This window comes from Mesorhizobium ciceri biovar biserrulae WSM1271 (assembly GCF_000185905.1).
In the GTDB taxonomy this organism is placed as follows: Bacteria; Pseudomonadota; Alphaproteobacteria; order Rhizobiales; family Rhizobiaceae; genus Mesorhizobium; species Mesorhizobium ciceri.
The window spans coordinates 6,038,501-6,049,674 of the sequence record NC_014923.1 but is presented as its reverse complement, the minus strand read 5'-3'; the positions used below and the strand labels follow the sequence as shown (position 1 = coordinate 6,049,674).

Here is an 11,174-nt window from a genome sequence, read left to right as displayed (position 1 = left end):
GATTGTCGGGTCCGCGACAAACCTCTTGGTTTAGGCACTTTCTTTTCTGGGGCTTAGGCTAACTGTTGGAAACGAATGTCGGGTCGATGGGTGAGTTGATACGATTTTTGCGAGCCTTGGTGTGGAACAGGAAGAGGTGGCGTGGACCGTCGATGCCACGCGCCACACGCTCGGCGCGCGGCAGCCGGTTTGCCTAGACCAGAGCTACACGCCTGTTGCGGGACAGTATGCTACCGGGGAAAAACCTGAAGTGACCGCAGATCAAACATCATCCGCTGGACAATTGCCCACCCGTCGGGGCTTATGGCACCTGCGTCAGGTCTATCAGCGTTTCTTCAACGCTTGGAGCCAATGGTTGCCGCCGTTTTCTGATCGGTCTCGTTCGCACGGCCTCTTGTCCAGGGCTTGCTGGAGGCCAGGCAGCGTTCGTCTGATTGGCAACGGACAGGGTTATCCCGCTCATCATACGGCCGTCACGCAGTTGGCTTCCTTGAGTGCGAGCGGTTTTCTCTGCCCGCTTCATCCGCGGCGTTCGCCGACGCGCCTAAAGCGGATACTGCCGGCGATGCATGCATCAGGTACGCGAGGCGGCTTGTCCAGTCGGATCGGCCTCCTCATCGGGAATGTCGTCGAATGACGAGTAGTTCAGATTGTATAGTTTGGAATAGAGCCCGCCCAAAGCCATCAGCTTGTCATGGTTGCCGGTCTCAATAACCTGGCCGTTCTGAAGCACGATGATGCGATCGGCACCCCGGATTGTTGCGAGACGGTGAGCGATGACAAGCGCGGTACGGCCTTCAAGGAGCTTTCCGAGTGCCTTCTGGATCAGCATTTCCGTGTAGCTGTCGATGCTGGCGGTGGCCTCGTCAAGAACAAGGATCTTGGCGTCGGCGACGAGAGCGCGGGCGAAACTGACAAGCTGACGCTGGCCGAGAGAAAGATTGCCGCCGCGTTCGCCGAGTTGAGTCTGGTACGTGTCGGGAAGGTTCATGATGAAGTCGTGGGCTCCGACCACCTTGGCGGCCTCAATCACCTTCTCGCGCGAGACTTCCGTGTTGCCGTAGCGGATGTTCTCGAAAACCGTTCCGGTGAACAGAAACGGCTCCTGCAGCACCATAGCGATCTGGTTGCCGAGCGATTCCTGTGTGAGATCGCGCACATCATGTCCGCCGACCAGCACTTGACCTTGCTGAACATCATAGAAGCGGTGGACGAGGGCCATCGCGCTGGATTTACCAGAGCCAGTCGGCCCGACCAAGGCGACCGTCTCGCCGGGATTGACCTCGAAGGAGACATTCTTCAGCACCGGATCTTTGGGGTCGTAGCCGAACGTGACGTCCCTGAACTCGACTGAGCAGGCCATTTCCGGCAAAAGGACACTCGCATCCCGTTTGTCCTGGATTTCGACCTTGACGTCGAGCACATCGGTCAGGCGCTTGCCGGAGGCCATCGCTCTCTGCATGACCGAATATTGCAGGGTAAGTGAGCGAATTGGGTCAAAGAAGCGTTGGATATAGAATATGTAGGCAACCAACGTTCCTACTTCGATGCGACCATTCATGGAGCCGCCGACCACAATTACGACAGCCATGGCGAGGCCCGTGAGGCCATCCACGATCGGCACCATTATCTGTGTATACCTGGCAGCGATCAGGTGGGTTGTGAGGTCAGCATGTGCCTTGTCGTCATACAATGCGAAGTTTACCTGCTGGCGGTCCATGGACTGAACGGTGCGCACGCCGTGAATGGCTTCGGCCAACGCGCCGTTAACAACTGAATTGGTGTCTTGTGCAGCAGTGAAGGCGTCGCGAGCACGCGGCAGCCAGACGATGCGGATAATCAACAGGACCGGCAAGACAGAGAGCGTCAGAAGGCCGAGCCTGAAGTTGACGCACAGCATAACGACAATGATGCCGAAGAGAAGCGTTATGTCGCCTACAGAGTAGATTGAGCTTTCGAGGAATTCCTGGATAGAGTTGACGTCGCCTTGGAGGCGGGACATCAGGCGTCCGATCTCGGTCTTGTCCATGAAGGAGAGCGATACCATCTGCAGATGCGCAAACATGGCGCGGCGGATGTCGAAGAGGACGTTTCCGGCCATTTTCCCGATCACGGCTTCCTGTGCGTAAGCGGCGCCGAAATTAACCAGAATGGCGAGCGCAAACGCGCCGGCGGCCTCAAGCAGGGCGTAGCGATCAACGCCTGCCGGGGTTATGGCCTCGTTGATCGCGTAGCGGATGATCAGCGGGATGAGAAGCTGCGTGCCAGTGAAAATCAGCAATGCGGCGACGGAGATGGCTGCCGTGGCCCGGTAGGGACGAACGAAGGCCCAGATGCGCCGAATGATCTTTTGGTCAAAGGCCCGGCCGAATATCTCCTCCTCGGCGCGATGGGAACCAACGACCGCGCGCGGGGGACGTCTGCCGCCGTCATTGGGTTCGATTTCGATTTCGCTGGCGTGCTCCTGGGCCATCAGGGCGCGCCTCTATACTTCGTCACAATGTCATCTCCCGGGCGCAACTGCAGATCATGAAGGGCCTTGTAGCGTCCTTGCTTGGCCAAAAGCTCTTGATGGGTACCACGTTCCACGATCTTGCCGTTGTCGACAAACAGGATCCGGTCGGCGTGCTTGAGCGAACTTAGCCGGTGGGCGATGATGATCGTCACCCTATCCTTGGCGAAACGCCGTATCGCCAGGCGAATGCGCTGTTCGGTGGCGGCGTCGATCGCGGCCGTTGAGTCGTCGAAAATGACGACTGATGGACGTAACATCATGGTGCGAGCTATGGTGAGGCGCTGCCGCTGGCCCCCAGACAGAGAAGTGCCGCGTTCGCCGACGACCGTCTTGTAACCTGCGGGGAGGTCCAGGATGTAGTTGTGCAACTGGGCGGATTCGCTAGCGCGCTCGATCCGCTGTTCCTTTGCCCAAGGGTCGCCATAAGCGATGTTGTTCTCGATCGTGGTAGTGAACAGGAATGCATCCTGCTGTACGACAGCGACCGCCTTGCGAAGCGTGGCGAGGGTGACCCCACGGATGTCCTGCCCGTCAAGCATGATGGCGCCCCCAGTGACGTCGTAAAAGCGGGGGATCAGGTGAGCGATTGTCGATTTGCCCGAACCCGGCGGACCCACGATCGCGATCGTCTCGCCCCGACGGGCACAAAAAGTGACATTCTCCAGAACGGCCCGGTTTCCGGTGCCGGGATATGCAAACGAGACATTGTCGAAGCGCAGAGTGCCTTCACCGATCTCAAGTGGTCGGGCGGTGGGGACATCCCTGATCGTATTGTCCTGATCGAGCAGACCGAAGAGGCGCGAACCGCAAGTATAAGCGCGGGCGAAGCCGTTGACCATCAGGCCAATCTGCCGGACGGGCATTTGCAGGATCGTCATGAAGGCCAGGAACATGGTGAGCGTCCCAACGCTGATCTGCCCGACAATGACCTTGTTGCAACCGAGCCAGAGGACCAACCCCATGGCGAGAAAGAAGGCCAGGGTCATTGCCGACGTATTTGGCACGTACACGTCAACCTGCTGGTGAGCGACTTCGAGCGCGGTTTTCGACGCGCGGTCGAACTTTGCCATCTCGTAGGCCTGTGCCGAAAAGGCCCGGACAACGCGGATACCCGCGAGATTTTCCTCCATCACACGGCCGAGGACGGAGAGCCGCTCCTGCAGGTTGAGCCAGATGGCGCGTAGCTTGACCTGCGTGATCGACGATCGCCAGGCTACGAAAGGCACGAAGCTCAGCGCCATGAGACCGAGCAGCGTGTCGGTTGAGATCATCCTGTAGCCGCCGATCCCGATCAGCATGGTGAGCAGAAGCAAGCGAACCAGGGCGGTGGAAAAATACATCCGCACACCATCGAGATCGAGGATGCCGAGGGTGATCAGGTCGCCTGAATGCACCCGGTCGTGAAAGGAAAAGCTGAGGCGCTGGACCTTGTCGTAAAAAGCCAGCCGCAGTTCGTACGCGACGTGATGTCCGACGGCCTCGGCAAAATAGTTTTGCGCCATCGTGAAAAGGCCGCGTAGCGTACTCGCGGCGAGCAGCAGGAGAGCCGGAACCCAGAGCGCTTGTTCTGCAGCCGCCCCCGTGGCACCGCCCCCGAGGACTACCTTGGTCTGGTCGATAGCGTCGCCGAGAAGCTGAGGAATGAGCACCTGCAGGATTACGGCTGCGATTGTCGACCCGATCGCAAGCGCGGCTTGGCCCGGATGCCTCAGATTCATGCGCGTGATGCGCAGCAGCGTGCTCAAGCCCCGGCCCCACCCGGCAGCTTTCACATGCGCGGACGATTTGAGAGAGGTCGTGCCAACAGCATCACTGCTCACAGTGTGTCCCTAACTGAACTTAGCGCCTTCAAAAGCAAGCCGTCGACTCACACCAACGAAGTCCTCAAGTTGATCCAGGCGTTGGCTCAAGTCGTTGACCCGGCGAGTTGCGCCACGGCATCGCTGTCTGGCATGTCAATCACCGTGATCCCGCTTGCCCCAAGGAAACGCGCTTCGTTTCTGGTCAGCGTTTGTCCGTCCATGATCGCGTAACGTGGGCCTTCTGAGCGCTTCATGATCTGCCTGGCGTAAGTGCGCAGCATCTGATCATTGAAGCGGCAGCCGACGAAAAAAAACCCCCGGTCGGTGCGCCGTTCCTTGACCACGTCAGGGATAGGGGTCTGGATGTCGATCTCGGTCAGGGCTTCGACATAGTCGGAATCGGCTATGAGGAAATTTGCGGCCGGCCTGATACTGCCATGAGGCGCATAGAGAACCGTCTTTGTCGCTGCTCCGGGCTCGAGCTCCGTCCCGAACAAGTCGTAGGTTCTGGTCCAAATGTCGCGAGTTTCGTTCGCCCGGGTGACGCCTTGGATCTCGGCGACGTCGGTTCGGCCGGCCTCAGCCAGCGCCGCCCTCATGGCGCCTTCGTACCAGCTGTCGACGATGAGGGAGAGCGGGAGCTTTGCGAGCCAGTTGTGGAGGGGCGTCGGCGCCGTCGGCCCCGCGAATATATCTGCCATCCAGGCTTGAAGTGTGCGGCGATGCCGGCGCTGCTCGATGAATTGCGCGACCGACCACATGTTGGTGCGGATCTTCGAGGGAGCTGTGGCCCGGGTGTTGAGTGCGGCGGCGACGGCCTCTGGGGTGCACGGTACAGGCGGCTCCGCTGAGCTTAGCCGCAGCAGACCCGGACCGAGATACGGGATCATCTGATCGTAGACGAGCGCTCGTCTGGCCAGTTCAAGCAGCTTTCGGGCAAAACTGTCGCGGACGACGAAGAGGTGGCCCGAGGTCGGGATCGTGTTCATGCTCTTTTTCCTCTTGACGCCTTTCATTGAGGGTCAGCGTCAGCCCTCGTCGGGAAGCTTCCTTGCCTCGACAGTGATCGGCAGGCGCGTATGCGGCGGAAGATCGGGTAGAAGGAGCCGCCACCCGTTCCTGAGCGTTACGACGCCGCCCCAGAGGTCTTGCTTCTCGAGCTCGATAATCGGCTCTTCGAGATCCTTTTTGGGGATGTACGCCGACAACCCGGAATCGGTCCTGCGGATCATAACTTTCATCAGGCCGTCCCTTGCTTCGCGTTTTCTTCGGCCCTACGGGCAAGGTCGGCCCTGTCGAGGCTCATCAATTCGCGCGCTCGCATGCCAACGACCGTGCCACGGTCGATCCATTCGACGGCATAGATGAAGAACTGCTGTAGAAAGGTGCCGATGTCGCGCACATAACCCTCTTCACCCTTGCGCACGAGATTTTCGCCGATCTCCCTGCCAGGATAGGTGCCGTCGTTCTTGACGTGACGAGTGGCACGGACCCGCTCCCCCGGCCTGAATTGGGGAGGCCTGCGGATTTCGACCTCCTGTTCGCGTGCGAGGCGCATGGCGGTTCCTTGTTTGTTTGAGGCCAGAGTTATTGATGAGGCGCGCAGGCTTTCTCGGAAGCAGCCCTATGCCGGGTCAGGCAGGAACGCAGGTCTTCGGCACCGGGCATACCGAGGCACATTGTTGCGTGTCGAATTCTCCCTGGCATTCTGTGCACTTCTGCGGCTCGACCACGTAGCTCTCGCCTTTGAACTTGATCGCACCAGACGGGCATTCGAATTCGCAGGCGCCGCATTGCGTGCATTGGGATGCGATGATCTTGAAAGCCATTTTGACTCCTGTTCGAGTGGAATGAGACGGCTCAGGCGTTCGCCGCGAGGGCCGGGACGCCGGACTCGCCGGCGTAAATCGCGCCGATTGCCGTTTCGATATAGTCATGGCCATAAGCGTCGGTTGCTCGGATACCGGCGTCCGCCAACTTATCCTTGGGGCAGTTTCCAATCTTGGCGCAAAGCACGATGTCTACGCCTTCCAGCGCGGCGATGACGCACTCGAGAGTGTCGTTCTCGCCCCAACCGCCGAGGCAATACTGCTCAACCTTGCGGTGCCCGACAAAGTTGATACCTATCGGCGAGGCTTCATACACCTGGAACTCCTTGGCATGGCCGAAGTGTTCGTTGACGCGGCCACCGCCCCTAGTCGCCACCGCGACGACCAGGGACTTGCCGGAGCCGGCTGCCTTGACCATTCCAATCGCTTCGCTCCTGGCCGCCAGGTGATCACGGCGCTCGTCCGCGACCAGCTCCCGATAGGCTTCGCGCTTGCCGGCATCATAGGTGAGCTCGCCAGGAATCTGGTCGATCGTGAATTCCTGGCCACGATCCTCGCCGAGCAGGCCGACGGCATCTGCCCGGCACTGCCGGCAGTGGCGCATCAGCTTGGCGCCGCCTTGAAGACGATCCTGAAGAGCCCTCATCTCCAGTGCATTTGGGCCGCGCTGCCCGGTCAGTCCGTAGTACGTGCCGTGAGCCGGGTCTGAAATCAGGGGCATGACGTTGTGCAGGATCGCGCCGCGCTGCTTGACCTGCTTGTTCACCTCAACCAGGTGCTGGTCGTTCACCCCGGGGATCATCACCGAATTAATTTTGGTGAGGATGCCGCGCGCGCTCAGCATCTCCAAGCTCAGCATCTGTCGCTCGTGCAGGATCCTGGCGGCTTCGATGCCGACATAGCGGCGGTGGTCGTAAAAGATCCAGGGATAGATCTTTGCTCCGATTTCCGGATCGACCATGTTGATGGTGATCGTCACGTGATCGACATTCATGTCGGCAAGCTCGGCGACATGGTCCGGCAGCGCGAGCCCATTGGTAGAGATGCAAAGCTTGATGTCGGGGATTTCCCTGACGACGCGTTCGAACGTCGCCTTTGTCTTCTCCCAGTCGTAGCAGGCATCGCCCGGTCCGGCGATGCCCAGCACGGAAAGCTGCGGCACTTCGTTGGCGACCGCGATAACCTTGCGTACCGCCTGGTCGGGCGTCAGCTTTTCCGAGACAACCCCAGGCCGGCTTTCGTTGGAGCAGTCATATTTGCGATTGCAATAGTTGCATTGGACATTGCACGCAGGCGCGACAGCGACGTGCATGCGCGCGAAATAGTGATGCGCCTCTTCAGAAAAGCACGGATGATCCTTGATCTTGTCCCAGACAGCCGGATCCAGATCGTCCGGTCTTGTCGACGACCCGCAGGAGGTAGATACGCAGCCACCCGAATTCGCGCTCGCCAGCAACTGGTCGGAGAGCTTCGTCTCGGTCAGGCTCTCAACCGAAATTGCCGGTGCGGACATTGAACGGCTCCGTTGCGGGTTAACGTCGCGGTTCAAAGCGCAAGCGCAATGCCAACTAAAAAGGCGGCACTATGATCGGCAATTGGCTTTCGCGTCGGATATCATGAGGCTGCTCCGACATAAATTTGTCGGACCTCGGACAGCGGCAGCCGCATAAGGTGAGGAAGGCGACTACGGCCGGACATCATTGAGAGACAGAAATCCCGTGTCGATCCCTTCACCCGTGAGCGCCTCGGCACAACGTTCTCGACCGGTCTCCGACGAAGATGTCGATCTCGGCGACTGTGAACTCATCGGCGGTGAAGGTGTCGCCGCATACTGTGTCGGCATGGTTCCAGCTAGGAGAGTGCGTGCCTCCCCTTTACTCTCGTCCAGACGCCCGCATGGGCTCCTCATGATCGCGATCAAGAGCGTGATCATCGTCAGAGACCGAGCAGCTTGGCCCTGGCACGGACAGTTCCCGCGCACCTGGCGCAGGGGTATGGTCTTGTTCTCGACATCGTGAGAACGCTGGAATTTCTTCACCTCGATGTCATGTCGGCGCAAAGCGTATCCGACCTGCCGCGTTCGTTAACCCGGTCCGGCGGTATGTGAGCCCTGGAAACACCTCAGGAGTTGTGGTCCAATGCTCCCCCCAAGTAGCATTCATTCAATTCTGGAAGTACACTGTTCACCCGCCCCCCTTTGCGAGGATGGTGCCAGAAGCGGTTGGCGCTTGTGGTAACTTCAGGAGTACACACGTGCCCTATGCAAACGCGGATCATCCGAACTTGAAGAGGACACCGAAGCCACCGCGCGGATAGTTCCATTCGATCTCGCCGCTGGCCTCGCACAAGACGCGGCAGGTGCCGCACTCCATGCAGCCATCAGCGGTGATTTCAACCTGACCTTTGTCGTTCGACTCATAGCATTTCGCTGGACAGACGAGGGTCAGCGCGACCAGATTCGCGCTTGGTTGCTCGTGCGGTCGCACCTTTATATGCGGACGGCCGGAGTCCACCAGATAGCGGTTCTGGTAAAGCTTGTCCTCTACACGCAAGTTCGTCACTGGGTTTGCCATGTGGTCAGTGCCTCACCGCCACGCCAATGCCAGGCGGATAGCGTCCCTGACCAGACCCAACCGCGATCGCGCCTTGATGAAGGCTGCGGTAGTAGCCCTTTCCTTCTCGATCTTTGGCGTGCCGTCGACCCGCATGAAGTTCTGCGCGGCTTGCGACATTAGCCGCGGGTAGGTCGTGAAGAAATTGCCGGCGTTATTATGGAGTAAGGCTGGCATGTCTTTGTATTTCCGCAGGTCCTTCACCACGAAGGATTCGTCCAGCATCGTCTTGTAAAGGGCGAGGTTCCGTTTGGTCATGGGATCGTTGCGTCTCTTGACTTGGATGATAGCTTCAGCCGCAATGCGACCGGAGGTCATGGCGAGGTTCGAACCCTCGCGGTGAATGGCGTTGTTCAATTGCGCAGCATCGCCAACAACGACCCAACCGTCGCCAAAGAGCTGCGGAATTGCCTTGTAGCCACCTTCAGGAATGAGATGCGCCGCGTATTCCTTCACCTCCGAGCCGGCGATCAGCGGCCGGATCGAAGGATGGTTTTTTAGCGCGTCCAGGAGGGCGTAAGGGCTCTCCATCTTCGCGGTGAAATCCGAGACGAGGCAGCCGATGCCCAGTGAGATCGATTCCTTGTTGGTGTAGAGGAACCCGAGCCCGGCCATGTCGTGGGATATCGTGCCGACTGCCTCGATCACGCAGCCTTCACTCCCTTTGACGCCGAACCGCTGCTCAATGACCTCTTCGGGCAAGAAATGCATTTCCTTGACGGCCAGCGCCACGGCTTCCGGCGTCAGCATCTTGCGCAGGCCGCCTCGCGTGCCAAGCAGCCCGCAGACACCTTCTGCAAGAACAACGACATCCGCGTAGATCGCTCCGCCAGCCCGATCTGTCCGGACCCCGATCACCTTGCCCTTGTCGTCACGCACGAGTTCCGTCACGGTCGTCTCGCACAGAAGCGTCGCGCCCGCCTGGCGCACCCTGCGCGAAAACCACTTGTCGAACTGGGCACGGATGATGGTATAGCGATTGGGGCTCACCTCGTTGAAGTCCTCAGACCGATAGTGAATCCCGGTGTGGGAGGTCTCGTCCATGACCCATAGCCGCTGTTCGACCAGATGCCGCTCCAGAGGTGCATCATCGCGGAAATCCGGGATGATCTTCTCCAGCATGTTCGCGTACATGATGGCGCCCTGAACATTCTTGGAGCCCGGATATTCACCTCGCTCCAACTGGAGCACCTTCAAGCCGTCGCTTGCCATGGTGTAAGCAGCTGCGTTCCCGGACATGCCGGCTCCGATAACAATGGCGTCGAATTCTTCGTTGATCATCTCCATCTCCCTTAGCTCGCAAGCTTGTCGCGGCTGTGCGGTGACAGCCGCCGGGTGAAGGCCTCGGTGAGCGCGGGGAGGAAGCGGACCGCATCGGTGACGATCCCGAGGTGAGCGAAATCGAAAATCGGAGCGTTCGGGTCGGTGTTGATGGCCACGATGAGATCGGCTGCCTCAACCCCAACGCGGTGCTGGATCGCGCCAGAAATACCAGCCGCTATGTAAAGCTTCGGCCGGATTGTCTTGCCAGTCTGGCCGATCTGCCGATCCGCCGGCATCCAGCCCTTTTGGACCAGCGGCCGCGAACAGCCAAATTCGGCGCCAATCGCTCGCGCGAGACTCTTCACAAGCTGCAGGTTCTCCGCCCCGCCGAGGCCGAGCCCTCCCGCAATCACCACATCGGCATAGGCGAGATTGGCTGTGCCTGACTGGCTATCCGGCAGGAAGCCGAGGATTTTGGTGACGATTTCATCCTCGGCCAGTGACAGCTTGTGCGCGATGACGCGCCCGATCGCTCTGTCCGCCCGCTGCGGCATGGGCATGACCCTCGGTCGCACCGTCGCCATCTGCGGCCTGTAGTTCAGCGTGTATATCGTGCATAGCAACGAGCCCCCGAAAGTCGGACGGGTCGCGGCCAGCGAACCGTCGGCATCCACATCGAGTTCGGTGCAGTCGGCCGTGAGCCCTGTTAGCAAGGTCGTCGCGACGGACCCGGCGAGATCCCTGCCGAGCGTGGTCGCTCCAAGAAGCAGAATCTCGGGTTTGTAAGTATCAACCAAATCGGTCATCGCCTTGGTGAAAGGCTCATTCCGATAGTCGGCGAGCAGCGGCGACTCGATGAAGTAGACAAGGTCGGCGCCATAGGCGAAGGCTTCGGCGACCGCGTTCTGGGTGGCTTCTTCCGGCGGTCCGAGCACAACGCCCCCGAGCTGGACGCCAAGTTTGTCTGCCAGCTTGCGGCCCTCACCAAGCAATTCGAAGGACACGGAGTGGACCTGGCCGCGTTCAAGCTCGATGAAAACCCAAACGTGCCGATAGGCCCTGAAACGCTCGGGCAGCTCCTTCGTCATCCCGGCACGGCCGGCGGGCGGGCGGGGAGTGTCTGGGTTCGCGCTCGACATATGGTCTGCTCCTT

Annotated in this window: 10 protein-coding genes; all 10 read right to left on the bottom strand. The window is 59.7% G+C overall.

The genetic code is table 11. The features are described 5' to 3' along the window. Positions 1-574 precede the first annotated feature (574 nt). Entirely contained in the window at positions 575-2,473 is a 1,899-nt protein-coding gene (locus tag MESCI_RS29200) for an ABC transporter ATP-binding protein (RefSeq protein ID WP_013533517.1), read from the bottom strand. Continuing rightward, positions 2,473-4,335, bottom strand: coding sequence for an ABC transporter ATP-binding protein (locus MESCI_RS29195; protein ID WP_013533516.1), 1,863 nt, complete (start codon positions 4,333-4,335; stop codon positions 2,473-2,475). Before MESCI_RS29195 ends, MESCI_RS29200 begins: the two co-directional genes overlap by 1 nt. Before the next feature lie 86 nt (positions 4,336-4,421). Continuing rightward, positions 4,422-5,306, bottom strand: coding sequence for an SIR2 family NAD-dependent protein deacylase (locus MESCI_RS29190; RefSeq protein WP_013533515.1), 885 nt, complete (start codon positions 5,304-5,306; stop codon positions 4,422-4,424). Positions 5,307-5,345: 39 nt separating this feature from the next. Beyond that, positions 5,346-5,558 carry a putative nitrogen fixation protein NifT gene (nifT, locus tag MESCI_RS29185; protein ID WP_013533514.1) on the bottom strand — a complete coding sequence of 71 codons (213 nt, stop codon included), beginning with the start codon at positions 5,556-5,558 and terminating at the stop codon, positions 5,346-5,348. Continuing rightward, positions 5,558-5,875 carry a nitrogen fixation protein NifZ gene (locus MESCI_RS29180; RefSeq protein ID WP_013533513.1) on the bottom strand — a complete coding sequence of 106 codons (318 nt, stop codon included), beginning with the start codon at positions 5,873-5,875 and terminating at the stop codon, positions 5,558-5,560. The genes nifT and MESCI_RS29180 overlap by 1 nt, the downstream gene beginning before the upstream one ends. Positions 5,876-5,951: 76 nt before the next feature. Continuing rightward, a complete protein-coding gene (locus tag MESCI_RS29175) occupies positions 5,952-6,146 on the bottom strand; it encodes a 4Fe-4S binding protein (protein WP_013533512.1) in 195 nt (64 codons plus the stop codon). 31 nt (positions 6,147-6,177) lie between these two features. Beyond that, complete coding sequence (nifB, locus tag MESCI_RS29170) at positions 6,178-7,659, bottom strand: nitrogenase cofactor biosynthesis protein NifB (protein WP_013533511.1); 1,482 nt, start codon at positions 7,657-7,659, stop codon at positions 6,178-6,180. A gap of 760 nt (positions 7,660-8,419) precedes the next feature. Further along, positions 8,420-8,719, bottom strand: coding sequence for a ferredoxin family protein (locus MESCI_RS29165; protein WP_013533510.1), 300 nt, complete (start codon positions 8,717-8,719; stop codon positions 8,420-8,422). 12 nt (positions 8,720-8,731) lie between these two features. Then, positions 8,732-10,039, bottom strand: coding sequence for an FAD-dependent oxidoreductase (locus MESCI_RS29160; protein ID WP_013533509.1), 1,308 nt, complete (start codon positions 10,037-10,039; stop codon positions 8,732-8,734). Positions 10,040-10,050: 11 nt separating this feature from the next. Further along, positions 10,051-11,160 carry an electron transfer flavoprotein subunit alpha/FixB family protein gene (locus MESCI_RS29155; RefSeq protein ID WP_013533508.1) on the bottom strand — a complete coding sequence of 370 codons (1,110 nt, stop codon included), beginning with the start codon at positions 11,158-11,160 and terminating at the stop codon, positions 10,051-10,053. Positions 11,161-11,174: the final 14 nt, after the last annotated feature.

Coding starts and splice junctions, on each gene's coding strand:
- MESCI_RS29165 (WP_013533510.1), bottom strand. CDS start 8,719: ATGGCAAACCCAGTGACGAACTTGCGTGTAGAGGACAAGCTTTACCAG.
- MESCI_RS29180 (WP_013533513.1), bottom strand. CDS start 5,875: ATGCGCCTCGCACGCGAACAGGAGGTCGAAATCCGCAGGCCTCCCCAA.
- MESCI_RS29155 (WP_013533508.1), bottom strand. CDS start 11,160: ATGTCGAGCGCGAACCCAGACACTCCCCGCCCGCCCGCCGGCCGTGCC.
- nifT (WP_013533514.1), bottom strand. CDS start 5,558: ATGAAAGTTATGATCCGCAGGACCGATTCCGGGTTGTCGGCGTACATC.
- MESCI_RS29160 (WP_013533509.1), bottom strand. CDS start 10,039: ATGATCAACGAAGAATTCGACGCCATTGTTATCGGAGCCGGCATGTCC.
- MESCI_RS29190 (WP_013533515.1), bottom strand. CDS start 5,306: ATGAACACGATCCCGACCTCGGGCCACCTCTTCGTCGTCCGCGACAGT.
- MESCI_RS29175 (WP_013533512.1), bottom strand. CDS start 6,146: ATGGCTTTCAAGATCATCGCATCCCAATGCACGCAATGCGGCGCCTGC.
- nifB (WP_013533511.1), bottom strand. CDS start 7,659: ATGTCCGCACCGGCAATTTCGGTTGAGAGCCTGACCGAGACGAAGCTC.
- MESCI_RS29200 (WP_013533517.1), bottom strand. CDS start 2,473: ATGGCCCAGGAGCACGCCAGCGAAATCGAAATCGAACCCAATGACGGC.